We start from the raw sequence: 25,292 nt of genomic DNA, 5'->3' as shown, positions 1-25,292 counted from the left end.
GACAATGGCGTTCCCCAGCGGCCGAATGATGGCGAACCCCCGTGAACGATCTCTCTCTCTTTTTGCCTTGCGCCGCCGGCGTCGAGGAATTCCTCGCGCAGGAAGTCCATGCGCTCACCGGCCGCGTCGGCCAGGACCTGCTCACGCTGCGCGGCGGCGTGCGGGTGCGCGCCGAATGGCGCGACGCGCTCAAGCTCAACCTGCACAGCCGGCTCGCCCAGCGCGTGCTGGTCGAACTGGCCCACGCGCCCTACCGCAGCGAGAACGACCTCTACGCCATCGCCAGCGGCGTGGCCTGGGAGATCTGGTTCACGCCCAAGCAGACCTTCAAGATCGAGACCACGGCGCAGCACAGCCCGCTGCAGAGCCTGAACTTCGCCACCCTGCGCATCAAGGACGCCATTGCCGACCGCTTCCGCGCCAAGGCCGGCGGCGTGCGCCCGAGCATCGAAACCCAGTGGCCCGGCTGCCGCGTGTTCGCCCACCTGACCACCGAGCACTGCACGCTCTACATCGACACCTCCGGCGAGCCGCTCTTCAAGCGCGGCTGGCGCCAGGACAAGGGCGATGCGCCGCTGAAGGAAACGCTGGCCGCCGCCATGCTGGCCGCCAGCGGCTGGTGGAACCCCGAAACCGGCGCCGTGGCCGCCGAGCCGCTGTACGACCCCTGCTGCGGCAGCGGCACCATCGCCATCGAGGCGGCACAGATCGCGCGCGGCATTGCGGCCGGGTCGCTCAGGCGCTTCGGCTTCGAGAAGCTGCTGCCGTTCCAGGCGCACGTCTGGGACGCCATCAGGAAAGAGGCCCAGTCGTCGGCGGTGCCGCGCGATGTCGCCATCTTCGGCTCCGACGTCTCGCACCGCATGGTCGACTTTGCCGAGCGCAACGCGGAGCGCGCCGGCGTTGCCGATGCCATCGAGTTCCGCGGCGGCGACGCGCTGCAGCGCATGCCGCCGGCCGAGGGCGGGGTGATCATGCTCAACCCGCCGTACGGCGAGCGCATCGAGGTCGGCGGCGTGGCGCGCTTCGGCGCCCGCGAGGCCGCGCAGACCCCGGGCGAGGGCGGCGGTGAAGGCGGCGACGGCGGCGGCGATTTCTTTCCGCAGCTCGCCACCCACTGGAAGAAGAACTACGCCGGCTGGACCGCCTGGGTGCTCACGCCCGACCTGAAGCTGCCCAGGCAGATGCGGCTGAAGGAATCGCGCCGCGTGCCGATGTGGAACGGGCCCATCGAGTGCCGGCTGTTCCGTTTCGACATGGTTGCGGGTTCGGCCAGGAAGTAGCCACGCGCGCACCTGCGGGTGCGTGCCTTCACGCAGAGCCATGCTCGTTCCGGAATCCGGCCTCGTCGTCATCGACACCAACATCGCGCTCGACCTGCTGGTCTTCGAGGACCCCGCCTGGGTGCCGCTGATCGCCATGCTGGCCGCGGGCGAGCTGCGCTGGCTCGCAACGGCCGCGATGCGCGTCGAACTCGAGCGCGTGCTCGGCTATCCGCTGATCGCCCGCCGCATGGCGCAGCGCGGCCTGCAAGTGCCCGCGGTGCTGGCGGACTTCGATGCCCGGGTGCGCATGGTCGAAGGCGTTCCATTGCGCGCACCCTGCGTCTGCAGCGACCCCGACGACCAGGTCTTCATCGACCTTGCGGTGGCGCACCGCGCGCTGCTGCTCAGCAAGGACCGCGCGGTGCTGTCGATGAAGAAGCGGCTGGCCCTGCGCGGCGTGGTGGTGCAGGCGGCGCTCGGGATTTCGTAGCCGGCGCAGTGATGGCGCATCGGCGTGTTGCACGCCGACCGAAGCCACATCCATTCCACCAACGGTCTCGATCGATTGCCGCTGCGCGCTGGAACGCGCGAAAACCGGCGGATTGACAACTTCCGACTCATCGACACCTGCGGGGGACGGTGTTAGCTTTCACTGGCGCCACCCCTCAATTCTTGTTTCGACGGGAACAAATGCAACCATCTTTCGCGACGCTCTGGGCGAATCATCCCAATATCAAGGGCGACGGCGCTTTATTGGACAAGGACGTTTACAAGGACCAATGTGCGATCAACGTTGGCGCTGCCTTTATCCGGTCAAGCATGAATCTCGACAGTTTTCGAGGCGTCTACTCCTGGCAAAAAGACAAGCCGAAGTATCCGATCCGGGCACAGGAGTTAGCGAGCTGGCTTGATTCGGGAACCGCCGGTCTTATGTCGCGCACCGAAAAGTACACCGGCAAGGAAGGATTCGACAAAATTGCAGGACGCACTGGCATCGTGTTCATCCAGAACTACTGGGGTGAGGGGCGGCAGGGCGACCATATCGATCTCTGGAATGGATCGCGGTTGACTAAACTTTCGTCCTGGTTCCTCATTCAGTGGCGGATCTCTTGGGAAGGTGTCCTCACTGACATGCGCCATGCGCAAGCTATATGGTTTTGGCCGGTCCTATGAAGATCCTCGCTCGACTGCTCTGCATTTTGGTCGGAGCGCTGGTGCTCAGTTTTCTTGTTTCGAAAGTCGTGCTCGCCCCTATTGGGCAGTGGTACGAAATGAACAAGGCCCAGAGCTTCGACGATGTATCCGACGCTTTCGTTATCGCTCTTGCTGTGCAAGCGATTTTCGCTGTTGCGGGCGGGTGGCTGGGCGATTGGGCATTTCGCAAATGGCGACAGAAGCAGCTTGATCGCAAGTAGCTCGTGGCGCATCTGTTGGGCGGGGTCATCATTGATCTGGGCCAAATGAAAACACTCGTTCGATTGCTCTGTATTTTGGTCGGAGCGATTGCACTCAGCCTTGTTTTCTACAAGCTGATTGGCCCTGTGGGCCATTGGTACGAGCTCAACTTTGCAAGGAACGACGGTGACCTGGGCCAGGCGTACATGGTCGCGCTCGCCGTTCAACTCCTCGCATTGATCGCGGGCGGTTGGCTCGGCGACTGGGCATTTCGCAAGTGGCGGCAGAGGCAGCCTGATCGCCCGTAGCTCATGTAGCGATCACGGATCGGCCGAGTTCCATGAAGATACTCATTCGACTGCTCTGTATTCTGGTCGGAGCGCTGACCCTCAGCTTTCTTGCTGCCAAAGGTGTGCTCGTCCCCATTGGGCAGTGGTACGAAATGAACAGGGCCCAAAGCGAGAGCGATTTGTCGCAAGCCTTCGTCATCGCTCTTGCAGTGCAGGCCCTTTGCGCCATTGCCGGCGGCTGGCTCGGCGACCTCGCATTTCGCAGATGGCGGCAGAAGCAACTCAGCCGCCAACAGCGCCCCTGACGACCGCTGCTAGTTCTGCAGCGCAGCAGCCGGCCCCAGGTGCCAGCGCCCCAGCAGCCGCGCCACCGCGCGCACGCGCTGCGTGTCGCGGCCCCAGCGGCGGCTGGCGGGCAGCTTCTGCGCCCATTTCATGCGCCGCGCCGCCTCGGCGATGCGCTCGCGCACTTCCGTGTCCACCTCGGCCAGCGCGGTGTGCCAGTGCTGGCCGGCGGCTTCGGGGGCGGCGGCCTCCAGCATCATGGCCGTGGAGTGCAGGTAGCTGAGCCAGTCGCGGGCCTGGCACTCGGCCAGGGTCATGACCTCGGACGGGTCGTCCTCGAAGTCGATGTAGCCGATCACGCCGTCGGGGCACTGCACCAGGTTGCGGTCGAAGGCCTGGCTCAGGTGCTGGCCGCGCACATGCACCTTGGCGATCGCGGCCAGCCCTACGCGCCAGACCGCGAGCAGCGCGGCCGGGCCGGCGGCGGCGGCCTGGTCGAGCCGCTCCTGCAGCACGACGGTGGCGCGGCCGCTTTGGCCGAGGTCCGAGATCAGCAGGCCGTCGGGCTGCTGCGCCAGCACCGCCGGCACGCGCAGGCCCGCGGCCGCGAGCTGCCGCAGGCGCCGCGCCTCGGTGGCGATGGCGGCCTCGCCGCCCGGGTTGGGTACCGGCTTGATGATGTCCAGCCGCGCCATGCGCGCGACCGCCGCCATCACGCGGTAGCCCCACTTGCCGTGGCGCGGGCCGGCCTTCTTGAGCCACACGCGCTCGCTGCCCAGGCGGTGGCTGGCGACGTTCTTCTGCTGCTTGGGCAGCATGAGGCGCAGGAATTCGGCGTAGTCGCCGGGCGCCGGCACGAAGGGCTGCGCGTCCAGCGGCGCGGGCGCGGAGGCCGCGCCCTTGGCGCTGTGCAGCCGCGCCGATGCGCCGCGTCGCAAGGGGTTCATGCGGCCAGCGGAAGGTTCGACACCAGGCCGTGCGGTCCTTGTGTCAGGGGCTGGAAGCTCTCGGCGCTGGCCAGCGGCCAGTAGGTGCGGAACACGTTGTGCTGCTTGTCGAGCGGGCCGAGCAGCGCGCCCGGCTGCACCTGCATCACCAGGTTGCTCAGGAGGCGCACCTCGGTGTCGGAAATGCGCCGCACGATGTGGTGCGCCGTGATCTGCTGCGGATGGTCGAGGCCGGCGGCCTGCACCAGCTCCTGCAGCGCATGCAGCGTGCTGCGGTGGAAGTTGCGCACGCGCTCGGCCTTGGTCGGCACCACCAGCGCCTGCTGGCGCACCGGGTCCTGCGTGGTCACGCCGGTAGGACAGTGGCCGGTGTGGCAGCTTTGCGCCTGGATGCAGCCCAGGGCCATCATGAAGCCGCGCGCCGCATTGCACCAGTCGGCGCCGAGCGCCATCATGCGCGCCACGTCGAAGGCGGTGATCACCTTGCCCGCGCAGCCCAGCTTGATGCGGTGGCGCAGGTTCACGCCGACGAGCGTGTTGTGCACCAGCAGCAGGCCTTCCTGCAGCGGCGCGCCCACGTGGTCGCTGAACTCGACCGGCGCGGCGCCGGTGCCGCCCTCGGCGCCGTCGACCACGATGAAGTCGGGCGTGATGCCCGTCGCCTGCATGGCCTTGACGATCGCGAACCACTCCCACGGATGGCCGAGGCAGAACTTGAAGCCGGTCGGCTTGCCGCCCGACAGCTCGCGCAGCTTCGCGATGAAATGCATCATCTGGATGGGCGTGCTGAACGCGCTGTGCGAAGAGGGCGAAACGCAGTCGATGCCGATCGGCACGCCGCGCGCGGCCGCGATCTCGGGCGTGACCTTGGGTGCCGGCAGCACGCCGCCGTGCCCGGGCTTGGCGCCCTGGCTCAGCTTGATCTCGATCATCTTCACCTGCGGATCGCGCGCGTTGGCGCTGAAGCGCTCGGCGTTGAAGCTGCCATCCTCGTTGCGGCAGCCGAAGTAGCCCGAGCCGATTTCCCAGATCAGATCGCCGCCATGCACGCGGTGATGCTGCGAAATGGAGCCTTCGCCGGTGTCGTGCGCAAAGCCGCCCAGCCTGGCGCCCTGGTTGAGCGCGAGGATCGCATTGGCCGACAGCGCGCCGAAGCTCATGGCCGAGATGTTGAACACGCTCGCGCTGTAGGGCTGCGTGCAGGGATGGTGCGACGCCGCGCCCAATGGCGGCGGGCTGGCATCGGCGGTGTGCGGCGTGCCGCCGATCACGATGCGGAAATCGTGGTTGTCGAGCTTGGTGGGCTGCATCGAGTGGTTGATCCACTCGTAGCCCGCGATGGTCACGTCCAGCTGCGTGCCGAAGGGCCGGTTGTCGGGCTCGCCCTTGGCGCGCTGGTACACCAGCGAGCGCTGCGCGCGCGAGAACGGGGCGGCCTCGGAGTCGCTCTCGATGAAGTACTGCCGCATTTCCGGCCGGATGAATTCGAGCAGGAAGCGCAGGTGGCCGATGACGGGGTAGTTGCGCAGGATGGCGTGGCGGGCCTGCCGCAGGTCGTGCACGCCGGTGCCCGAAAGCACCGCGAAGACCGCCACGCCCACCCAGGCCAGCCACAGGTGGGGCGACACCAGCACCAGGGCGATGCAGGCCGCCAGCCCGACCACGCACAGGGCGAAGGCGCTGTAGCGCGTCGGAAACGGAATAATCGTGGACATAGAAATAGTGTCGACCGGAGCCTGCTGCATCATAGAGGGCTGCCCCGAACTTGCCATGACCAACAACCACGACACCCCCCAGGCCGAAGCGGCCGCTTCCGCCCCCCTCGGCCCCGACGATTTCGACGCCCTCGACCAGGCGCTGGACGCCATGCGCGAGCAGGACGAGGAAATTCCCCAGTGGGAGTTCTGCGAAGGCTTCATGGCCGCGCTGATCTGCACCCGCCGGCGCATCGAGCCGGCCGAATACTGGCCCGTGCTGCTGGGCGAGGGCTTCGTGCCGGCCCAGCACATGGAGTTCGTCTGGAACTGGAAGCGCCGCTGGCTCGAGATCGAAGAGGGCCTGGACGCCGACGTGCAGTCGCTCGACGACGAGCGCAGCTGGCAGCCCGAGGTGCTCGACACCCGCGGCGCCATCGCCTCGCTGCCCGAGGAAGAGCGCGCCGAGGTGGCGGGCGAGGAAATTCCCTCGTTCGCGCAGGTCTGGGCGCTGGGCTTCATGTACGCGGTCGAGAACTGGCCCGAGGACTGGGCCGCGCCGCGCGACAAGGAAGCCGCCCAGATGCTGGACGACGCGCTCGACAACATCGTGGCGCTGACCGAGGACGACAAGGCCAAGCCCACGCTCTCGATGTTCAGCGACGATGGCCCGCCGAGCGTGAGCCAGCAGCGGCTGGACGATTTCGGCGCCGCCATCTGGGCCGTGTACGACCTGCGCCAGCTCTGGAAGAGCCTGGGCCCGAAGGTCGAGACCATCCGCAAGGAAGCCACGCCCGGCCGCAACGACCCCTGCCCCTGCGGCAGTGGCAAGAAATACAAGAAGTGCCACGGTGCCTGACAGCGGCCCTGCCAGCGCACGGCTGACGCCACGCGCGGCGTGGGCCATGGTGCTGGCGCTGTGCGCCGGCGTGGCGCTGAGCCAGGCCTTCCGCACCGTGGGCGCCATCATGGCCAGCCCGCTGCAGGCCGACTTCAGGCTCTCGGCCCAGGCATTGGGCATTTTCTCGGGCGCCTTTCATTTCGCCTTTGGCGCGATGCAGCTCTTCATGGGCATCGGCATCGACCTGCATGGCGTGCGGCGCACGGTGCTGGTGGCTTTTCCGGTCGCCATCGCGGGTGCGCTGCTTTCGGCGCTCGCGCCGAGCTACGCGGTGCTGGTGGCGGGGCAGGCGCTGATCGGCATCGGCTGCGCGCCGGCCTTCCTGGTGTGCACCGTGTTCATCGCGCGGCACTTTCCGGCCGCGCGCTTTGCCACCGTCTCGGGCCTGGTGCTGGCGATCGGCGGCCTGGGCATGCTGGCCACCGGCACGCCGCTCGCGTGGCTGGTGCAGGCGTATTCTTGGCGCGCGGGCTTCCTGGTGCTGGCCGTGGCCTCGGCGCTGGCGTGGCTCGCGATCTGGCACTGGGTGCGCGAGCCCGCCGCGGCCGTGCCGCAGGTGAACGAGTCGATTCCCGAGGCCATCCGCCAGTTCGGCGCGCTGCTCGCAATGCCGCACACGCTCGGCATCGTCATGCTCGGGGCCGTGACCTATGCCGCCTTCATCTCGCTGCGCGGGCTCTGGCTCGGACCGCTCATGATGGAGCGCCACGGCTACTCGCTGGTGCAAAGCGGCAACGTCGCCATCGCGGTGTCGGTGATCTCGCTGTTCGGTGCGCCGCTGTTCGGCCGCTTCGACCGTGATGGCGCCGCGCGCCGCCGCCGGATCGTGGTGTGCGCGCTCGGCTATGCGGCGCTGTTCGCGCTCATCGCCTTCACGCATTCGGCCTGGCTGGACATCGGCGGCATGGTGCTGATCGGCGTGCTCTCGGGCTTCATCGTCTGGCAGTACGCCGACGTGCGCGTGGCCTACCCGGCGACGCTCACGGGCCGCGCGATGGCGGTCTTCACCATGGCGATGTTCCTCGGCGTCGCGCTCATGCAGTGGGCCACCGGCGTGGCGGCCTCGGCGGCCGCGGCGCATGGCGGCGATCCGCTCACGGCCGTGCTGGCCACCATTGCCGTGCTGCTGGTGCTGGGCATCGCGGCCTTCGCGTGGCTGCCCGCGCCGAAGGCCGACGCCCTCAGATCTTGAAGGCGCGCTGGATGTCGGGCCGCACCAGGTCGGCGTATTCGCGGTGCTTGCGGATGTAGCCCGCAATGAACTGGCACACCGGAATCACATGCAGCCCCTTGGCGCGCGCCTCGTCCAGCACATGCCGCGCAATGCCCGAGCCCACGCCCTTGCCCTCGTGCTCGGGCAGCACCTCGGTGTGGGTGAACATGATGGCGTCGGTCAGCAGGTTGTATTCGGCGTAGGCCGCGAGCTGGCCCTCGAGCGCGGCTTCGTAGCGGTGCTGGGCTTCGTTGTTGGTGATGGCGAGGTTGCTGTTGCTCATGGTTGGCGTGCGAGATAAGTGGCGAGATTGGCGGCCGCGGTGGCGCGTACCTTGTTGCGCAGCATCGGCGTCCAGCCGAGCAGCAGGCCCGGCGCGCCCAGCGCCTGGCGCGACCAGGTCCAGAAGGCAAAGCTGTCGCGATGCGTGGCAATCAGCCCCTCGGGCGTGAAGCCGAAGCGCGCATCGACGCTGTTGTCGACCAGCCGGCCGGTGGCGCTGAAGCGGTAGTGCGCGTCCCAGTGGGCCTGGCCGCTGGTGCCGTCGGCCTGCACGTCGCGCCAAGTCAGCCGCCAGACGTCGGCGCCCTTGGCCCGCGTGGCGTCGCAGAGCATGCGCCACATGCCGCCCACCTGTTGCCGGCCGCGCAGCGAGAAGGCCTCGTCGTCGAAGGCCGCGTCGCTGGCGTAGCAGGCAGCCATGGCGCGGGCATCGAGCCGGGAGAAGGCCTCGTAGAAGCGCTCGATGGTCTGGGCATTGGCGGTGGCAGTTGTCATGTCATGGGGCCTTCGTTGTTGTGCCGGGCTGCGGGCCGAGCAGGCCCACCAGTGTCTGCAGGGCGTAGTGCACCGTGGCGGCGCGCACCGCGGCGCGGTCGCCATCGAAGCGGCGGCGCTCGGTGCGCACCTGCCCGCCGGCCGACCAGCCGAACCACACGGTGCCGACCGGCTTGTCGGGGCTGCCGCCGGTAGGGCCGGCCACGCCGGTCACGGCCACCGCGGCACGCGCTGCCGAATGCGCGATGGCGCCTTCGGCCATGGCGCGCGCCACCGGCTCGCTGACCGCGCCGTGGGCTTCGATCAGCGCGGCGTCGACGCCCAGCAGTTCGGTCTTGGCCGCGTTCGAGTAGCTGACGAAGCCGCGCTCGAACCAGGCGCTGGAGCCCGCGAGCTCGGTGCATGCGCCGGCAATGAGCCCGCCGGTGCAGCTTTCGGCCGTGGCCAGCATCCAGCCCTTCTTCAGCAGCAGTTCGGCCAAGGCTGCGACGAGCGCGGGCGTGTCCTGGTCGGCAAGAAAATTCGCTGGGGTCGAGGCTTCCATCGTGTTCACCATGCGCGCCAGAGCGCGATGACCAAGAGCGTGCAGAACGCCGCCACCAGGTCGTCGAGGATGATGCCGAAGCCCGCGCGCCACCAGCGCACCTGGACGGCGTCGCGCTGCTTGAACAGCGCATCGGCCCAGGCCACCGGCCCCGGCTTGGCGGCATCGAAGAAGCGGAACAGGCCGAACGCGATGGCCTGCGCGAGGAGCCCGGCCGGCGTGACGAGCCACAGCACGATCCAGAACGCGATCACCTCGTCCCACACGATGCTGCCCGGGTCGGCCACGCCCATGTCGCGCGCGGTGATGCTGCAGGCCCACCAGCCGATCGGCAGCGAGGCCAGGATGATCCAGCCGATGGCCGCGGGCGTGAGCCACAGCTGCATCACGGCAAAGGCGGCCCAGGCCCAGAGCGTGCCGACGGTGCCGGGCGCCACGCGCGGCAGGCCGGAGCCGAAGCCCATGGCGATGAAATGCGCCGGGTGGGACAACAGGAAGGCGATCGAGGGGCGGCGGGGCGTGGCTGGCGGCATGGGGCCTGCGGAGGAAGAAGCGGCTTGCATCAGGCCAGAGTGTCGCGCATTCGGGGGCTGTCCAAGACCCTCTATTTATCAAAGCAATAACTTGTTTAATTCACAAGGCCGGCCTAGGATCCGGGCCTTGCCTTGCCACCCGTCGTCCGCCAAGGACCGCGCCATATGCCTGCTGCCTCATCCAACGCCCCTGCCTCGCTCCACCCCGCTTCGCCCGCTGCCGATTGGAGCGAACTGTTCAGCGGCCGCAACGGCTGGCGCGCGCTGGCGCTCACGGGCGGCGTTGCGCTGCATGCGGTCAACGTGCACATCGTGACGACCGTGCTGCCCTCGGTGGTGAACGAGATCGGCGGGCTCGACTGGTACGCCTGGAGCACCACGCTGTTCGTGGTGGGGTCGATCCTCGGCGCCACGCTGTCGGTGCGGCTGCTGGCGCGGCTGGGCCCGCGCGGCGCCTGCCTGGCGGCGCTCGTGGTGTTCGGCGCGGGTTCGATGGCCTGCGCGCTCGCTCCGGCCATGCCGTGGCTGCTCGCGGGCCGCGCGGTGCAGGGGCTGGGCGGCGGCCTGCTCGCGGCCCTGAGCTATGCGCTGATCCAGCGGGTGTTCGCGCCGCGGCTGTGGCCGCGCGCGGTGGCGCTGGTGTCGGGCATGTGGGGCGTGGCCACGCTCTGCGGGCCGGCGGTGGGCGGCCTGTTCGCGCAGGCGGGGCACTGGCGCTGGGCCTTCTGGTCGCTGCTGCCGCTGGCTGCCGTGCAGGCGCTGCTGGTCGCGGTGCAGTTGCGGCCCGCGGCCGGCGTGCGGCATGAACGGCCGCCGGCCATGCCGCGCATCCCGGCGCTGCAGATCGGCTTGCTGGCGACCTCGGTGCTGGTGATCGCGGCCAGCGAGTTCTTGTCGGCCATGGCCTGGCAGGCCGCCGGCGTGGCGCTGGGCCTGGCGCTCGGCGTGGCCGCCACGCGGATCGACCGGCATGCCGCGGTGCGGCTGCTGCCCGCTGGCGCCTACGCGCTGCGCACGCCGATGGGCGCCATCTATGCCTGCGTGGTGCTGCTCTTGATCGGCACCACCACCGAGATCTTCGTGCCGTACTTCCTGCAGCTGCTGCATGGCCATTCGCCGCTGTCGGCCGGCTACCTCACGGCCGCGATGGCCGGCGGCTGGAGCGCGGGCTCGCTGCTGTCGTCGGGGCGCAGCGGCGCGGGCGCCGACCGCATGCTGCGCGCCGGGCCCGTGGCCTGCACGCTGGGGCTTGCCGCGCTCGCGCTGCTGCTGCCGGCACCCGGGCGCTTTGCGCCGGGGCTCGAGATGCTGCTGGCCGCCATTGCGCTGGCGGCCGTGGGGCTGGGCGTGGGCATCGGATGGCCGCACCTGGTCACGCGCGTGATGTCGCTCGCGCCGGCCGGGCAGGAAGGCCTGGCCTCGGCCTCGATCACGACCGTGCAGCTCTACGGCATGGCCGTGGGCGCGGCGGTGGCGGGGCTGGTGGCCAACGCGGCCGGCCTCAGCGAGCCCGGCGGCGCGGCGGGCGCGCGCTCCGCCGCGGCCTGGCTGTTTGCGAGCTTCGCGTTCGCGCCCGCGCTGGCGGCGTGGCTGGTGGCGCGCTTCGTTGCCGCGCGCGGCCGATGAGGGCCATCGTATGCTCGGCGGTTCATCCAAGCGCGAAGGCATCTGCATCATGAAAAGAACCCGGGTCCGTTTCAACGCGTTGTGGCTGTGCCTGGCGTTCAGCTTCCTGCTCGCGGCTTGCGGCAGCAAGGAGGCCGAGCAGCGCACCGCCTTCATCGGCTTCCTGCAGGCCCGCGTGCTCGACAAGCCCGGCCTGCGCGTGCCCACGCCCACGGCCGACGAGAAGGCCTCCTTCGGCGACTATGCGCAGCACTACGCGGTGATCGCCGACTTCAACGAGGGCATGAACAAGTCGGTCAGCCAGCCGATGGGCCAGGTCATGGCCAAGGGCGCGCTGCGCTCGATTGCCGACCTGGCGTCGCGCCGCGACGACCTCAAGGCCGCCAAGGACGGCCTGGGCGGCCTGCGCACCGCGCTCGACCAGGAGCTGGCCAAGGCCGATGCCGCGCACGCGAAGCTCAAGCAGCCCGACGACCTGAAGCAGGTCTACGACAAGGCCTACGAGAAGACCGTCTCGGCGCCGGCCGCCACCTTCAAGGAGGTGTTCCCTGCCCTCGACAAGGTGTTCGACGGCGCGCTCGCGGTGGGCGACTACCTCGAGCAGAACAAGTCGAAGATCCAGGTCTCGGGCTCGTCGGTCAGCGTGAGCGATCCGGCCGTGCAGGCGCAGCTCAACAAGATGCTGCAGGAGCTCAATGGCCAGTCGAAGGACATCAACGCCGCCCAAGCCAAGATGCAGGCAATGGTTCGAGGGTCCTGATCAGACGAAGTGGTCGAAGGAGCCGAAGCGCTGCGCCACCGGCGCGCCGCCGGCGTCCACGATGCGCAGGCCGGCTTCGGCGTCGATGCGGCCGATGCGCGTCACGCGCGTGGTGCTTTCCCTGCCGGCCTGTTCGACCGCGGCGCGCGCGGCGGGCGGTGCGGTGAAGACCAGCTCGTAGTCGTCGCCACCTGAAAGCGCGCAGGTGCGCAGGATCTCGGTGCCGAGGCCGCAGGACGCGGCCGCGGCGATCACGCCGGTGGCCGCATCGGCATCGAGCGTGGCGCCCACCTTGCTCGACGCGAGGATGTGGCCCAGGTCGCCCACGAGGCCGTCGCTCACGTCCACCGCCGCAGAAGCCTTGCCCCGCAGCGCCTGCCCCAGCGCCACGCGCGGCGTGGGCTGCTCCATGCGCATGCGCGCCTGCGCGAACACGTCGGCGGGCAGTGAGAGCGTGCCGCGGAACGCCTCGAGCGCGAGCCGCGCATCGCCGAGCGTGCCGCTGACCCAGATGTCGTCGCCCGCGTGCGCGCCCGAGCGCAGCAGCGCCGCGCCGGCCGGCACTTCGCCGAACACGGTGATGCAGATGTTGAGCGGGCCGCGCGTGGTGTCGCCGCCCACGAGCTCGCAGCCGTGCTCGTCGGCCAGCGCGAACAGGCCGCGCGAAAAGGCTTCGAGCCAGGGCTCGTCGACACCGGGCAGCGCGAGCGCGAGCGTGAAGGCCAGCGGCTTTGCGCCGCAGGCCGCCAGGTCGCTGAGGTTCACCGCCAGCGCCTTGTGGCCGAGTCGCGCGGGATCGACGGTCGACAGAAAGTGCCGGCCCTCGACCAGCATGTCGCAGGACACGGCAAGCTGCATGCCGGGCGCGGGCGCGAGCAATGCGCAGTCGTCGCCCACGCCGAGCGGGGAGCGCTTGGCGGGGCGCTGGAAGTAGCGTGTGATCAGGTCGAATTCACCCATGGGGCGAGCATAAGCGCTGAACCGCTCAGGCCCGCGCGCGCCGGTTCGACATCACCACGTTGTCCTTCTCGATCGGCTGGCCGGCCTGCAGCGCGGCAATCCAGGCCTCGGTGCTTGCCACGGCCGCGAAGTTGCTGTGGAACACGACGCTGAAGACGCGGTGGATTTCCTCGGCGCTGACCTGTCCGGCCGCATTCGAGTACGGCAGCGCGCCGCTCGCGTCCGAAAGGAACTCCACGTTGAGGCCGCGGTGCATGGCCTCGAACACGGTGGAGGCATCGCAGTTCTGCGTCATGTAGCCCACCACGCTGAGCGTGTCGATCTGGTGGCGCGCAATCCAGTCGGCAAAGTCGGTGCCGGTGAACACGCTCGGCAAGGTCTTGGTGATGAGGTGGTCGTGCGGCCGCCTCGCAATTTCCGGATGCAGCTGGCCGTTGTGCGCGTCGGCCTGGAACACCGGCGCGCCCTTGGGTGCGTGGTGCTGCACCACGACCACCGGCGTGCCGGCCGCGCGCGCGGCGTCCATGGCCTGCGCGATCTTCGGCAGCGAGCTTTCGACCGGCGGGTATTCGATGGGCAGGCCGCCGCCTTCGAAGTATTCGTTCTGCACGTCGATCACGACGAGGGCGCGGCGCGGGGCGGGGTGGTTGCTCATGGTGGGGGGCTCCGTGTTGCAAGTGGTTGGGATGGCCCGATTGTTCGCGCTGGAGCCGTCGGCAGAAAGTGGCCCGAAAGCCATTCGTCGATAAAATCGGGCCATGGCTCGAAAAACCCTGGAAACCATCGCCGTCGTCGCCTTCGACGGCATCAGCCCCTTTCACCTGTCGGTGCCGTGCATGGTCTTCGGCGAAGACCGTACGGAAGCGGGCGACCCGCGTTTTCGCCTGCAGGTGTGCGGCACCGAGCCGGGCCCGCTGCAGACCAATGCGGGCTTCACGCTCGGGGTGCCGCACGGGCTCGAGGCGATCCGGCGTGCGCAGATCGTGATCGTGCCCTCATGGTGCGACGACGGCCGGCCCGCGCCGCCGGCGCTGATCCGCGCGCTGCAGGCGGCGCACCGGCGCGGCGCCATCGTGGTCGGGCTGTGCCTGGGCGCCTTCGTGCTGGCCGAGGCGGGCCTGCTCGATGGCCGCCTGGCCACCACGCACTGGAACCTGGCCGAAGCCTTTGCCAGGCAATATCCGAAGGTCAGGCTGCAGCCCGAGGTGCTGTACGTCGACGACGGCGACGTGCTCACCTCCGCCGGCACGGCCGCGGGCATCGACTGCTGCCTTCACCTGCTGCGCGTGCGCCATGGCGCCGAGGCGGCGAACCGCGCCGCGCGGCGCATGGTGGTGGCGCCGCACCGGCAGGGCGGACAGGCGCAGTACATCCGCCAGCCGATGCCCGCCGCGGCCGAGGGCGACCGCCTTGCGCCGCTGCTCGAATGGCTGGGCCGCCACCTCCAGAGCCCGCATGAACTCGACAGCCTCGCGCGGCGCGCACTGATGAGCCGGCGCACCTTCACGCGGCGCTTTCGCGAAGCCACGGGCACCACCGTCGGCCAATGGCTGCAGAACCAGCGGCTCGCGCTCGCGCAGCGGCTGCTGGAGACCACCGACCGGCCGGTGGAACGCGTGGCCACCGACGTGGGCTTCGGCTCGGCAGTGTCGCTGCGAAAGCACTTCGCGGCGGCGTTCAAGGTGTCGCCCACGGCCTACCGCAGGCAGTTCTCGCAGGAGGCGGTGGCGGCCTAGGCTCCGCCGCCGCGAAAGCGCAGCGCCGCCTGCCGCACCACCTCGGCCAGGAGGCGCTCCTTGCCCTGCTTCTCGCGCAGCCAGCGCGCGTCGTTGCGGTTGGCTTCCACGCTGGTGCGCAGCTCGCCGAGCGCCTGCGTGGCGTTGAGCGCCTCGCTGTGCCATTCGAGCTGCGTCATGGTCATGAGGATGTGGTCGCGCAGCGGCATGTGCTGGCCGCTGGCCGGGTCCACATACACCGCATCGAGCCCGAAGCGGCAGGCCTGGAAGCGGTTGTAGGTGTAGACGAGGTAGTCGTCCTCGGTCGGCTCGAAGGGCTGCTCCTGCAGGAACCATGCGGCCAGCGACTGCACGTAGCCCGCGAGCGCGGCCGCGCGCTCGACGGTGAGCGGCGTGTCGAACACGCGGATCTCGATGGTGCCGAACTCGGGCTTGGGCCGGATGTCCCAGTAGAAGTCTTTCATGCTGCGCACGACGCCGGTGCGGGTCATGCGCTCGAAGTACGCCTCGAACTCCTTCCAGCTCAGCGTGAAGGGCGCGCGGCCCGAGAGCGGGAATGCGAACACCGAGTTGAGCCGCGCCGAGTCGAACTGCGTGTCCTGCCCCTGCACGAACGGCGACGAGGCCGACAGCGCAATGAAGTGCGGGATGTAGCGCGACATGCGGTGCAGCATCAGGAGCGCCGAGTCGGCATCGGGGCAGCCGATGTGCACGTGCTGGCCGAAGATGGTGAACTGCTTGCTCAGGTAGCCGTACAGCTCGGACAGCTCGCGAAAGCGCGGCTTGTCGTAGATGCGCCGCTCGTGCCACTGCTGGAAGGCATGCGTGCCGCCGCCCACCACCGCGATGTTGAGCTTGTCGGCATTCTTGATGAGCGCCTCGCGGATCGGCGAGAGCTGCGTGATCACGTCCTGCGCCGAATGGCAGATGTCGGTCGAGATCTCGATCATGCTCGAGGTCATCTCGGGCACCACGCTGCCGGGCAGCGGGGTCTGCGACATCAGCCGCAGCATGTCCTCGGCATAGGGCGCCAGGTCGTAGTCGTGCGTGTTGACGAGCTGCAGCTCGAGCTCCACGCCGAGCGACAGCGCTTCGGAGCGGTTGAAGGGTTCGAGCTTGACCACGCGGCTCGCGGGGTCCGCGGGCAGGGCGGGCGAGCGGAAGTCGTCGCTGTCGGGCAAAGGCATGGCCGCGGTCATCGCTGCGTGTCCTCCGTGGTGCTGAAGGCCTGGGGCGTCCAGGGCACCGAGCTTTCGCCCACCGCGTGGATGGCCACGGTGGCGAGCACGGCGCCCATCACTTCCATCAGGAGAATCGAGGGCAGGGCCACCTGCGTGATCATGGTGCCGAGCAGCGGCGACGCGGTGGTGAAGTTGGAGGCGATGAGCAGCGCGATCGACGACAGCGGCGACATCGCGCAGCCGACCCAGAAGGCCTGGTTCCAGCTCGCGCCGCTGCCCGGGTTGGCAATGGCCACGCCGGCGATCTTGGCGAACAGGCGGATGCCGATCACCGCCAGCACCACGCTGGCCACGGGCAGCGTCCAGTCGGCCTGCGCCGCCACGATGGACACCAGCACGAACATCAGCATGGTGAGCAGCGACGAGGCCGTGCCGAGCTGCCGCTGCCAGGCCCAGGGCTTGGGGTTCAGCGTCTTGAGCAGCACCCCGCCGATCAGCGCGGCCAGCGGCGCGGAGCCGCCGACGTGGGCCGTGAGCGCGCTGGCGGCCGCAATGAGCGCGAGCAGCAGGATCGAGGTGTTCTCGCTCGTCGGGCTCATGAAGCGCAGGGCCGTGCGCAGCGCCAGCGCGAGGATGGCGCCGACCACGAACGACAGGCCCAGCACCACCGCCACCGGATAGAGCTTCTGCAGCAGCGTCTGCGGCGCCCGTTCGATCAGGCCGGCCTGCGCATAGCCGAGCGCCAGCGCATAGAAGGTGTTGAGCGTGGCCAGCGTCATGGCGCGCTCGGTCACCGGCCCCGAGGCGCGGGTGTCGATGATCACGCGGCTCAGCACCGCCGGCGAGGCGACGATGGCCATCAGCGCGATGGGGTTGGCCACCGGATCGGGCAGGCCCAGCAGCTGCAGCATCCAGAACACGCCGAAGTAGGTGAGCGTGGCCTCGAGCAGGCTCTGCACCAGCACCATCGGGTTGTGGCGGAACCAGCGCAGCGGTAGCCGGCCGCCGGCTTCGAACAGCACCACGGCCGCGCCGAGCTCCAGCAGGAACAGGCTGATGCCGCGCAGCGGCCAGATCGCGCCTTCGAAACCGGCCAGGCCGGCCACCGCGCCGACCATCGAATAGCCCACCACCTTGGGCAGGCCCAGGTAGCGCTGCACCAGGTGGCCGGAGGCCGCCGCCGCGGCCAGCAGCAGCGACCACAGCACCGTGGGCAGGCCCGCCGAAGGGCGCAGCCACTCGGACCAGAAGCCCAGCAGATCGTTGATGAGATTCGTCAGATTCATGCAGGTAGAAAAAAGCTGATGGGCCGGCTGCGCCAGCGCGCCCAGATGGCGCTGCGGATGCGTGCGCGGTCACCCAGGCTGACGCTGTGCGCGCGCAGCGCCAGCCGGAATGCGAAATAGAAACTCACGCTCACATTGAGCGCGCCGATCACGGGAATAGCCGCCACCGCCCACCACAGCGCGGGCTGCTGGAGCACCGCCATGCCCGTGGAGGCCGCGGCCGCCGCGATCTGCCCGGCCGACAGTGTCACGTGGCGCACGTCCAGCCCGAGCCCGAAGAAACCCGCGAATGCGGGCAGCAGTCCGAGCATGAGCCCGAGCGAGATGTTGGAGGCAAAGCCCGATATGTGCGTGCGCATGAAGGTGGCCCAGCGGCGGGCGCGGGCGGCACCCAGAAAAGCGCCGATGCGAGGGTTGTAACGCATGGCGGAGTCCAGGCGATGCAGGACAAAGGCGTTTTCTGTCCAGCCCGCGACGATGCTGGCCGCGAACAGCAGCACGCCGGTCAAGGCCGCGAAGACCGCGGTCGGGCCCGCCAGCGAGAGCGATTGCAGCGTGGCCGCGGCATGCGCGGCGTCCAGCAGCGGCCGGCCGAGCGCGAACTGCACCAGCAGGGCGAGCGCCAGCATCGCGGGCACCACCAAGCCCACGTTGCCGAGCACGGCCGCCACCTGCGAACGCACCAGGTTGGCCACTTCGTCGACGAAATCGGCCACCGCGGCATCGGTCTTGATGTCGCGCAGCCGCGCCGCCATGGCCGGCGCCGTCATCGCGGGCTGCTTGGTGGCCAGCGTCAGGTGCAGCAGCTGGATCGCGACAAAGCTCGCGGCATACATCAGGCCCGACCAGAGCCCGCTCCAGAAGGCCGACAGCGCGAGCGAATAGATGCCGAACTTGAGCAGCACCGTCAGCGCGGTGAGCGCGCCGCCGCCCGCGGCCTTGCGCACCATCTGCAGGTAGCTCGCGCGGTCGCGCGTGATGTAGTGCTCGCCGGTCTCGGCGCTGCGCTCGGTCACCTTGGCCGCCAGCATCGAGGAGTTCGACGCGATCAGCGCGCGGATGCTGTTGCGCTCGCCGCCGGCCAGCACCAGCCGGCCCACCAGCCGCGCCACGCTGGGGGCGGGTGCGGGCGAGATCAGGCAGTCGAGCAGCTCGCGGATGCGCAGCACCCGCTCGCGCAGCTGGCGCAGCCGGAACACCAGGCCGACCGAGATGCCGTTGTCCTCCAGGTGCGTGTAGACCGAGGAGGCGCTGGCGCGGCAGGCGTCGAGCCGGTCGCGGAAGGCCAGGAACGCGGCCTGCAGCGCGTCTTCGTCGCGGGGTGCCCGGAACATCTGCTCGCGCAGTGCGTCGAGGTCGGACATCAGTGCATGGAAGGCGCGGCTCTCGCTCGCGGCGCTCATGCGCAGCCGCAATTCGGGCGAGAAGCCGGCCGCCACCACCTGGCTGCTGCAGTAGGTGACGGCGTCCATCACGGTGTGGCGCCAGCGCGGGGCGCCATCGTCGTCGAGTGCGGCGTCGGCCAGCAGATTGCCGATGCGCGCGAGCTGTGCGTCGTCGAGCAATGCGATCCAGCCCGCGTCGAACGCGCCGGGCAGCACCATGCGGAACAGGTCCGAGGCGTCGGTGGTTTCGGGCGTGCCGGGCAGGATCTTGCGGCGCAGCCGTTCGGTGAGCTCGCTCACGAAGGCGGTGCGCGGCGCAAAGCCGTAGTCCGCGAGCAGCGTGGTCAGGTCGACCGCCTGCGTGAAGGCGCGCCACCATGCACGCAGCCGCCCGCGCAGCTCGGGCCGCGCCTCGACCGCGTCGAGCAGCAGCGACACCCGCCCCACCGCCGCCTGCGGCGACGCACGGTCGCCGCGCAGCCAGTCGAAGACGTCGATCAGCCAGATGTGGCGCTGCGCCACATCCGCCGTCGGATCGAGCCGGGCCAGCAGCCCCTGCAGGTCAAGCGATGCAGCAGCCATGAAAAAACTTAAAAAGGAGAACCAAATACCAGAAACACCGCGGAACCGGCTTTGCCGGGCCGCTGGTGTTGCCCCCGGTAGGGGGTTGGCGTAGCGACACGAAGTGCGCGAAGACTGGGGGCGAGCTAATGAAGTACCCGTGAGACGGGCGCCCCGCCGATGTCCGCCTCCAGCACGAACATCGGAATCGGCACGTCGAAGCGCTCGCCGTCTTCCGTCACCATGAAGTAGCTGCCGTGCATGGTGCCGCTGGGCGCCTGCAGGCGGCAGCCGCTGGTGTAGCGGAACGATTCGCCGGGCGCCAGGAGCGGCTGCTGGCCGATCACGCCCAGGCCCTTGACCTCCTGCGCATGGCCCGAGGCGTCGTTGATGAGCCAGTGGCGGGCGATGAGCTGGGCGCTGGTCTCGCCCTCGTTGGTCACGGTGACGGTGTAGGCAAAGGTGTAGATCTTGTCCTTGGGCGAGGACTGGTCTGCGAGATAGCGCGGTTCGACCTGGACGCGGATGGGGCTGTGCGGCATGCGCGCGATGGTAACTGGAGCCTTCTCTTGCACTGCTTTCCGGGTTTTCCGCCGGCTGCGACAATCGGGGGCATGAGCAGCACGCCGTTCCGCATCGCCCCCTCCATTCTCTCGGCCGATTTCGCCCACCTGGGCGACGAACTGGCCAAGGTCATCGCCGCCGGCGCCGACTGGATCCATTTCGACGTGATGGACAACCATTACGTGCCCAACCTGACCTTCGGCCCGATGATCTGCAAGGCCCTCAAGCCCTATGCCAAGACGGCCGACGGCGAGGCGGTGCCGATCGACGTGCACCTGATGATCCAGCCGGTCGACGCGCTGGCCGCCTCCTTCGCGGAAGCGGGCGCCGACTACATCAGCTTCCACCCCGACGCCTCGCCGCACGTGAACCGCAGCATCCAGGCCATCAAGGGCGCGGGCTGCAAGGCGGGGCTGGTGTTCAACCCGGGGCTGGGCCTGGAGGCGCTGGACTGGGCGATCGACGACATCGACCTGATCCTGATCATGTCGGTGAACCCCGGCTTCGGCGGGCAGAGCTTCATCGATTCGGCGCTGCGCAAGATCGAGCTCGCGCGCAAGCGCATCGAGCAGAGCGGGCGCGACATCCGGCTGGAGGTGGACGGCGGCATCAAGGTGGACAACATCGCGCGCGTGGCGTCCGCCGGCGCCGACACCTTCGTGGCCGGCAGCGCGATCTTCAATGCCAAGGACTACGCGGCGGTGATCTCGGCCATGCGCGACCAGCTGGCGGGCGTGGCCGGCAAATAAAACCCCGGCTCAGCGCTTGACCTTGTCGTTGTAGACGCGGTCCGTGACCGGCCCGCGGTCGGTGTCCACGCTGCCGCGTTCGATGTCCTCGTGGCCCTTGCGGCCGATCTCGGGCGGCGTTCCGTTCGGCGTTTGCTGGCTGTCGGAAGACTCGTCGCGCTCGTGCGGCAGGCGCGGCGCCGAATCGCCGCCCTGCCGGGTCTTGGTGTCGCCGCCGCCGGCGTCCCGCAGCGGGTCGCTCGGGTCGGCCGGATCCTTGGTACGGGGCTTGGTGCTGCTCATGGCGCTCGGTTCCTTTTCGCTGCGGTGTCTGTGTGCATCCACGATCGAGCCTGCATGGCGCGCCGGCCGCAGCCGGTAGGACAGCCCAGGCATGCCCTGTAGGCACGGCGCGCCGCGCTGCGCCGCTATGAAACGAGTAGCGTCTTTGCGCGCAGGGGAAGGCCTCCGCAATAATCGCCCGGATGTCCTCCGATCCTCTTGCCGCCGCTGCTGCCGCCACCGACAACCTGCGCATCCATACCTTCGCCGCGCTGGAGCCGGGCCCGCGGCTGCTCGTGCTGGGCGGCGTGCATGGCGACGAGACCTGCGGCACGGCGGGCATCGAGCGCGTGCTGGCCGAGCTCGACGGCGGCACCTTCCGGCTGCGGCGCGGGCAGCTCACGCTGGTGCCCGTTGCCAACCCGCTGGCGCGGCGGCGCCTGCAGCGCGAAGGCGAGCGCAACCTCAACCGCCTGTTCAAGCCGAGCGCTGCGCCCGCGGACTACGAAGACCGGGTCACCAACGTGCTGTGCCCCATCATCGAGCGGCACGACGTGCTGCTCGACCTGCATTCCTTCCAGAGCGAGGGCGAGGCCTTCGCGATGATCGGCCCGCGCGACAACGCCGGCACGCTCGAGCCCTTTGCACGCGCCAGCGAGGAAGGGCTGTTGGCGCTGCACCTGGGCACGCCCATCGTGGTGGAGGGTTGGCTCGACATCTATGCCGCGGGGCTCGCGCAGCGCTCCGCCGGCATCGCGGTGGGCGAGGACGCGATCGACTTCGGCCGCGGCACCAACGAGTACATCCGCAATTGCGGCGGCTACGGCGTCACGCTCGAATGCGGCCAGCACCGGGACCCGAAGGCGCCCGAGGTGGCCTGGCGCGCCATCCGCCGCGCGCTCGCGCTGCTCGGCATGGCGGCGCTGCCACAGGGCCTGGCGGGCACGCCGCCCGCGCCGCCCCGGCTGCTGCGCCTGGCGAGCGTGACCGACCGGCTGCACGAGGACGACAGCTTCGTGCGCGACTGGGCCACCTTCGATGCGGTGCAGCGCGGCGAACCCATCGGCATGCGCCACGACGGCACGCTGGTGAGCGCGCCGGACGACGGCTTCATCGTCTTTCCCAACGCGCTGGCGTTGCCCGGCGCCGAATGGTTCTACTTCGCGCGCCCGAGCGAGCGCGTGCTCGGGTCCGTGGCGCACGCGCCATCGGCCTGAAGCATTTGCTCCCTCCCCCGGAAGGGGAGGGAGAGAAAACGCCGGCCTGCGCCTTACGGCAGGCGCCGCCGCGCTCCTACATCGCCGAGCGGCCCGGGGCGCAGAGTCTCGAGGCTGAAGGAGTGTGTCCATGGCAGTCTCGAAAAAAGCCCCCGCGCCGCGCGTCCTGTGGAAGGGCGCGATCAGCTTCGGCCTCGTCCACATCCCGGTGGCGCTGTACTCGGCCACCACCGACCACGCCATCGACTTCGACTGGCTCGACAAGCGCACGATGGACCCGGTCGGCTACAAGCGCATCAACAAGAAGACCGGCAAGGAGATCGCGCGCGAGAACATCGTCAAGGGCATCGAGTACGAAGACGGCGAATACGTGGTGCTGAGCGACAAGGAGATTGCCGACGCCTATCCCAAGACCACGCAGACCATCGAGATCGAGAGCTTCGTGCCCGCCAACGGCATTCCCTTCGTCTACCTCGAGCGGCCCTACTACGTGGCGCCCATCAACCGCGGCACCAAGGTGTACGCGCTGCTGCGCGAGACGCTGCAGCGCACCCAGCGCATCGGCGTGGCGCGCGTGGTGATCCAGACCAAGCAGCACCTGGCCGCGCTCGTGCCGGTGGGCCCGGGGCTGGTGCTGAACCTGCTGCGCTGGGGCGCCGACATCCGGCCCTGGACCGAACTGCCGCTGCCGTCGGAAGACGCGAAGAAGGCGGGGCTGCGCGAGCACGAGATCAAGATGGCCGAGCAGCTGGTCGAGGACATGAGCGCCGAGTGGGACCCGGACGACTACAAGGACGAGTTCAAGGACGAGATCCTGCGCCTGGTCGACCGCAAGGTGGCCGCGGGCCAGACCGAGACCGTGACGCAGATCGAGCCCGAGGAAGGCCAGGCGCTGGAGAGCCGCGGCGCGAAGATCATCGACCTCACCGAGCTGCTGCAGCGCAGCCTGCGCAAGGGCGGTGGCGGCGGCAAGGCGGCCGCGGCCGGCGAAGACAGCGGCGATGAAGAAGAAGAGGCGCCCGCGGCAACCAAACCGAGGTCCAAGGCCAAGCCCCGGGCCCCAGGCAAGGCCGCCGCAAAAAGCAGCAGCAGCAGCAGCGCCGCGCGCAAGCGCAGCGCGGCCAAGAGCGCCACCGCCCGGCGCCGCGCGGCATGAGCGCGCGCATGGCCACGGCGCAGAAGGCGCCGCGCATCACCCACGCGGAGCGCCTGATCGACGCCGCCAGCGGCCTCACCAAGGGCGATCTCGCGGCCTACTACGCGCGCGTCGCGCCGCTGATGCTGCCGCACCTCGAAGGGCGGCCGGTGGCGCTGGTGCGCGCGCCCGACGGCGTGGGCGGCGAGCTGTTCTTCCAGAAGCATGCGCAGCACAGCGACATCGCGGGCATCAAGCTGCTCGATCCCGCGCTCGACCCGGGCCACGACCCGCTGCTGCAGATCGACACCGCAGAGGCGCTGGTCGGCGCGGCGCAGTTCAACACCGTCGAGCTGCACACCTGGAACGCCACCTCGCGCGCCCTCGGCAAGCCCGACCGCATGACCTTCGACCTCGATCCCGGCGAAGGCATCGACTGGCAGCAGATGCAGGAGGCGGCGCTGCTGGTGCGCGTGCTGCTCGACGAGCTCGGCCTGCCGTCGTTCCTCAAGACCAGCGGCGGCAAGGGGCTGCACGTGGTGGTGCCGCTGCGGCGCCAGTTCGGCTGGGACGAGGTGCGCGGCTTCTCGCGGGCCATCGTCGAGCACCTGGCGCGCACCGTGCCCGAGCGCTTCGTGGCCAAGAGCGGGCCGCGCAACCGCGTGGGCCGGATCTTCGCGGACTACCTTCGCAACGGCTTCGGCGCCACCACCGTGAGCGCATGGTCGGCGCGCGCGCGGCCGGGCATGGGCGTGTCGGTGCCGCTCGCCTGGGAAGAGCTGCCCGACCTGGACAGCGCCGCCCACTGGACGGTGGCGAACATCGGCCCGCGCCTGGCCACCGGCAACACGCCCTGGGACGCGATGGAGCGCAGCCGCACCGGCCTTCGCGCCGCGATGCAGATGCTCGGCTTCCTGCCCGCGTAGAGCCGCGAGCCTACTGCGGCACTTCCTCGGTCGTCACTTCGAAGCGCTTGAGCGAGTTGGCGCCGAACACCATGGTGATCGGCACGTCGGCCGCGTCGCGTCCGCGCGCAATCACGATGCGGCCGATGCGCGGCACGTTGTGGCGCGCATCGAAGGTGTACCAGCGCTCGCCCAGGTACACCTCGAACCAGGCGCTGAAGTCCATCGGGGAGGGCACGGGCGGAATGCCGATGTCGCCCAGGTAGCCGGTGGCATAGCGCGCGGGAATGTTCATGCAGCGGCACAGCGTGATCGCCAGGTGGGCGAAGTCGCGGCACACGCCCGTGCGCTCGCGGAACCCCTCGAGCGCCGTTCGCGTGGCGCGCGCGCTCTGGTAGTCGAAGCGCAGGTGCTCGTGCACGAAGTCGCAGATGGACTGCACGCGGTGCCAGCCCGGCGCCACGCTGGAAAAGTTGCTCCAGGCGAACGCGAGCAGTTCGCTGTCGACCTCGCAGTAGCGGCTCGGCAGCAGGAAGGGCAGGGTGGCGACCGGCAGGTCCGCCGCCGCGTGCTCGACGGCGCCGAAGTCCACCGGATCGGCCCAGCCCGGGTCGAACACCACCGCATGGTTGCGCAGCCGCACGCTCGCTACCCCCGCGGGAATGCGCACGCGCGCGCAATGGTTGTCGAAGCCGTCCATGTAGTAGTCGGTATGCAGCGGCGGCGTGAGGGTGACGTGCTCACCGTCCTGCAGGTCCGCCGCGCGCGAAGGGTGGACATGCAGCATGTAGACCAGTGCGGTGGGCGCCGTGACGGCGAGTTCGATGTCGAAACCGATCTTGATCTGCATGTTTCTTTCTTTCTTCCCTGTGTGAATGGCTTCGGTCCACGAATGCCCAAGCAGGCTTCGTGCCGACCGTGTTCGATGCTACGGCTGCGCACCGGGCGCGGATGCGGGCCGACACGCCAGCCCGCGTAGGCGGCAGCCAGCCGCTGTCGGTGCGCTCCTACCGCGTAGACGCCGCCTCTCCCACAAGCGCGGGCGAGGCGCCACTACGGGTAACAGTGTGAGAAAAACATAACCTTTGGATTCGCTCGCAACTGCCCCCGCGAACCCGCTTT

The 25,292-nt window shown here is 69.4% G+C and carries 29 protein-coding genes; 15 read left to right on the top strand and 14 right to left on the bottom strand.

The window, feature by feature from the left end; translation table 11 throughout:
• The first annotated feature begins 41 nt into the window (after positions 1–41).
• The 6 genes from VPA02S_RS09930 (at position 42) to VPA02S_RS09905 (ending at position 3,255) form a co-directional block, all read left to right on the top strand.
• Positions 42–1,283, top strand: coding sequence for a THUMP domain-containing class I SAM-dependent RNA methyltransferase (locus tag VPA02S_RS09930; protein ID WP_062363691.1), 1,242 nt, complete (start codon positions 42–44; stop codon positions 1,281–1,283).
• Between the two features lie 40 nt (positions 1,284–1,323).
• Positions 1,324–1,755: a putative toxin-antitoxin system toxin component, PIN family gene (locus VPA02S_RS09925; protein ID WP_062363688.1), complete on the top strand. Its 432-nt coding sequence runs from the start codon at positions 1,324–1,326 to the stop codon at positions 1,753–1,755.
• 200 nt (positions 1,756–1,955) lie between these two features.
• Positions 1,956–2,438, top strand: a complete 483-nt coding sequence (locus VPA02S_RS09920) for a type VI secretion system amidase effector protein Tae4 (RefSeq protein WP_062363685.1) — start codon at positions 1,956–1,958, stop codon at positions 2,436–2,438.
• Complete coding sequence (locus tag VPA02S_RS09915) at positions 2,435–2,680, top strand: hypothetical protein (RefSeq protein ID WP_062363682.1); 246 nt, start codon at positions 2,435–2,437, stop codon at positions 2,678–2,680. The genes VPA02S_RS09920 and VPA02S_RS09915 overlap by 4 nt, the downstream gene beginning before the upstream one ends.
• Before the next feature lie 45 nt (positions 2,681–2,725).
• Positions 2,726–2,968 carry a hypothetical protein gene (locus tag VPA02S_RS09910; protein WP_062364466.1) on the top strand — a complete coding sequence of 81 codons (243 nt, stop codon included), beginning with the start codon at positions 2,726–2,728 and terminating at the stop codon, positions 2,966–2,968.
• A 32-nt stretch (positions 2,969–3,000) separates the two neighbouring features.
• The gene (locus tag VPA02S_RS09905; protein WP_018904026.1) at positions 3,001–3,255 is read left to right on the top strand and encodes a hypothetical protein; all 255 of its coding nucleotides are present in this window, start codon (positions 3,001–3,003) and stop codon (positions 3,253–3,255) included.
• 9 nt (positions 3,256–3,264) lie between these two features.
• Here VPA02S_RS09905 and VPA02S_RS09900 read toward each other — a convergent pair whose 3' ends face one another.
• Both VPA02S_RS09900 and VPA02S_RS09895 read right to left on the bottom strand, forming a co-directional pair.
• Positions 3,265–4,182: a BUD32 family EKC/KEOPS complex subunit gene (locus tag VPA02S_RS09900; protein ID WP_062363679.1), complete on the bottom strand. Its 918-nt coding sequence runs from the start codon at positions 4,180–4,182 to the stop codon at positions 3,265–3,267.
• The gene (locus VPA02S_RS09895) at positions 4,179–5,897 is read right to left on the bottom strand and encodes an FMN-binding glutamate synthase family protein (protein WP_062363677.1); all 1,719 of its coding nucleotides are present in this window, start codon (positions 5,895–5,897) and stop codon (positions 4,179–4,181) included. Before VPA02S_RS09895 ends, VPA02S_RS09900 begins: the two co-directional genes overlap by 4 nt.
• Positions 5,898–5,952: 55 nt before the next feature.
• Between VPA02S_RS09895 and VPA02S_RS09890 the strand changes: the two genes are divergently transcribed.
• Together VPA02S_RS09890 and VPA02S_RS09885 are read left to right on the top strand one after the other, a co-directional pair.
• Complete coding sequence (locus VPA02S_RS09890; RefSeq protein ID WP_062363674.1) at positions 5,953–6,735, top strand: UPF0149 family protein; 783 nt, start codon at positions 5,953–5,955, stop codon at positions 6,733–6,735.
• A 46-nt stretch (positions 6,736–6,781) separates the two neighbouring features.
• Positions 6,782–7,969, top strand: coding sequence for an MFS transporter (locus VPA02S_RS09885; protein ID WP_062363671.1), 1,188 nt, complete (start codon positions 6,782–6,784; stop codon positions 7,967–7,969).
• Here VPA02S_RS09885 and VPA02S_RS09880 read toward each other — a convergent pair.
• Genes VPA02S_RS09880 through VPA02S_RS09865 form a run of 4 tightly spaced genes read right to left on the bottom strand, consistent with a single transcriptional unit; the run spans position 7,959 to position 9,844 of the window.
• The gene (locus VPA02S_RS09880; protein WP_012745644.1) at positions 7,959–8,273 is read right to left on the bottom strand and encodes a GNAT family N-acetyltransferase; all 315 of its coding nucleotides are present in this window, start codon (positions 8,271–8,273) and stop codon (positions 7,959–7,961) included. The genes VPA02S_RS09885 and VPA02S_RS09880 overlap by 11 nt on opposite strands.
• A complete protein-coding gene (locus tag VPA02S_RS09875) occupies positions 8,270–8,767 on the bottom strand; it encodes a nuclear transport factor 2 family protein (protein ID WP_012745645.1) in 498 nt (165 codons plus the stop codon). Before VPA02S_RS09875 ends, VPA02S_RS09880 begins: the two co-directional genes overlap by 4 nt.
• 1 nt (position 8,768) lies before the next feature.
• Entirely contained in the window at positions 8,769–9,323 is a 555-nt protein-coding gene (locus tag VPA02S_RS09870) for a CinA family protein (protein ID WP_012745646.1), read from the bottom strand.
• A complete protein-coding gene (locus VPA02S_RS09865; RefSeq protein WP_062363668.1) occupies positions 9,317–9,844 on the bottom strand; it encodes a phosphatidylglycerophosphatase A family protein in 528 nt (175 codons plus the stop codon). Before VPA02S_RS09865 ends, VPA02S_RS09870 begins: the two co-directional genes overlap by 7 nt.
• Before the next feature lie 165 nt (positions 9,845–10,009).
• Here VPA02S_RS09865 and VPA02S_RS09860 point away from each other — a divergent pair, with 165 nt between their 5' ends.
• Both VPA02S_RS09860 and VPA02S_RS09855 read left to right on the top strand, forming a co-directional pair.
• Complete coding sequence (locus VPA02S_RS09860) at positions 10,010–11,470, top strand: MFS transporter (protein WP_062363666.1); 1,461 nt, start codon at positions 10,010–10,012, stop codon at positions 11,468–11,470.
• Positions 11,471–11,519: 49 nt separating this feature from the next.
• Entirely contained in the window at positions 11,520–12,230 is a 711-nt protein-coding gene (locus tag VPA02S_RS09855) for a DUF3053 domain-containing protein (protein WP_026283924.1), read from the top strand.
• Here VPA02S_RS09855 and thiL read toward each other — a convergent pair whose 3' ends face one another.
• Positions 12,231–13,190: a thiamine-phosphate kinase gene (thiL, locus tag VPA02S_RS09850; RefSeq protein WP_062363663.1), complete on the bottom strand. Its 960-nt coding sequence runs from the start codon at positions 13,188–13,190 to the stop codon at positions 12,231–12,233.
• Between the two features lie 25 nt (positions 13,191–13,215).
• The gene (locus VPA02S_RS09845) at positions 13,216–13,845 is read right to left on the bottom strand and encodes an isochorismatase family protein (protein ID WP_062363660.1); all 630 of its coding nucleotides are present in this window, start codon (positions 13,843–13,845) and stop codon (positions 13,216–13,218) included.
• Between the two features lie 103 nt (positions 13,846–13,948).
• Here VPA02S_RS09845 and VPA02S_RS09840 point away from each other — a divergent pair, with 103 nt between their 5' ends.
• Complete coding sequence (locus VPA02S_RS09840) at positions 13,949–14,926, top strand: GlxA family transcriptional regulator (RefSeq protein WP_062363657.1); 978 nt, start codon at positions 13,949–13,951, stop codon at positions 14,924–14,926.
• Here VPA02S_RS09840 and VPA02S_RS09835 read toward each other — a convergent pair.
• From VPA02S_RS09835 to apaG, 4 genes are all read right to left on the bottom strand, one after another.
• Positions 14,923–16,125 (bottom strand): YbdK family carboxylate-amine ligase, encoded by a 1,203-nt coding sequence (locus VPA02S_RS09835; protein ID WP_081247509.1) that lies wholly within the window; start codon positions 16,123–16,125, stop codon positions 14,923–14,925. The two genes, VPA02S_RS09840 and VPA02S_RS09835, sit on opposite strands and share 4 nt — an antisense overlap.
• A complete protein-coding gene (locus VPA02S_RS09830; RefSeq protein WP_012745654.1) occupies positions 16,122–17,393 on the bottom strand; it encodes a cation:proton antiporter in 1,272 nt (423 codons plus the stop codon). Before VPA02S_RS09830 ends, VPA02S_RS09835 begins: the two co-directional genes overlap by 4 nt.
• Complete coding sequence (tlpB, locus tag VPA02S_RS09825; protein ID WP_062363654.1) at positions 17,390–19,360, bottom strand: transporter-like protein TlpB; 1,971 nt, start codon at positions 19,358–19,360, stop codon at positions 17,390–17,392. Before tlpB ends, VPA02S_RS09830 begins: the two co-directional genes overlap by 4 nt.
• A 125-nt stretch (positions 19,361–19,485) precedes the next feature.
• The gene (gene apaG, locus VPA02S_RS09820; RefSeq protein WP_012745656.1) at positions 19,486–19,881 is read right to left on the bottom strand and encodes a Co2+/Mg2+ efflux facilitator ApaG/CorD; all 396 of its coding nucleotides are present in this window, start codon (positions 19,879–19,881) and stop codon (positions 19,486–19,488) included.
• Positions 19,882–19,953: 72 nt separating this feature from the next.
• Between apaG and rpe the strand changes: the two genes are divergently transcribed.
• Positions 19,954–20,652 (top strand): ribulose-phosphate 3-epimerase, encoded by a 699-nt coding sequence (rpe, locus tag VPA02S_RS09815; protein WP_062363652.1) that lies wholly within the window; start codon positions 19,954–19,956, stop codon positions 20,650–20,652.
• A 9-nt stretch (positions 20,653–20,661) separates the two neighbouring features.
• Here the strand turns inward: rpe and VPA02S_RS09810 are convergent, their stop codons facing one another.
• Positions 20,662–20,934, bottom strand: coding sequence for a hypothetical protein (locus VPA02S_RS09810; protein WP_062363649.1), 273 nt, complete (start codon positions 20,932–20,934; stop codon positions 20,662–20,664).
• A 182-nt stretch (positions 20,935–21,116) separates the two neighbouring features.
• Here VPA02S_RS09810 and VPA02S_RS09805 point away from each other — a divergent pair, with 182 nt between their 5' ends.
• From VPA02S_RS09805 to ligD, 3 genes are all read left to right on the top strand, one after another.
• Entirely contained in the window at positions 21,117–22,130 is a 1,014-nt protein-coding gene (locus VPA02S_RS09805) for a M14 family metallopeptidase (RefSeq protein WP_062363646.1), read from the top strand.
• Between the two features lie 130 nt (positions 22,131–22,260).
• Positions 22,261–23,286: a non-homologous end joining protein Ku gene (gene ku, locus VPA02S_RS09800; protein ID WP_012745660.1), complete on the top strand. Its 1,026-nt coding sequence runs from the start codon at positions 22,261–22,263 to the stop codon at positions 23,284–23,286.
• Positions 23,283–24,191 (top strand): non-homologous end-joining DNA ligase, encoded by a 909-nt coding sequence (gene ligD, locus VPA02S_RS09795; RefSeq protein WP_080515714.1) that lies wholly within the window; start codon positions 23,283–23,285, stop codon positions 24,189–24,191. The genes ku and ligD overlap by 4 nt, the downstream gene beginning before the upstream one ends.
• A 10-nt stretch (positions 24,192–24,201) precedes the next feature.
• On the opposite strand, the gene VPA02S_RS09790 is transcribed toward ligD, so the two are convergent.
• Positions 24,202–25,020 (bottom strand): transglutaminase-like domain-containing protein, encoded by an 819-nt coding sequence (locus VPA02S_RS09790; RefSeq protein ID WP_062363643.1) that lies wholly within the window; start codon positions 25,018–25,020, stop codon positions 24,202–24,204.
• Positions 25,021–25,292 lie beyond the last annotated feature (272 nt).

This window comes from Variovorax paradoxus NBRC 15149 (assembly GCF_001591365.1).
In the GTDB taxonomy this organism is placed as follows: domain Bacteria; phylum Pseudomonadota; class Gammaproteobacteria; order Burkholderiales; family Burkholderiaceae_C; genus Variovorax; species Variovorax paradoxus.
Note: the sequence above shows the minus strand (reverse complement) of the source record. Positions and strands in the feature narration are given on the sequence as shown.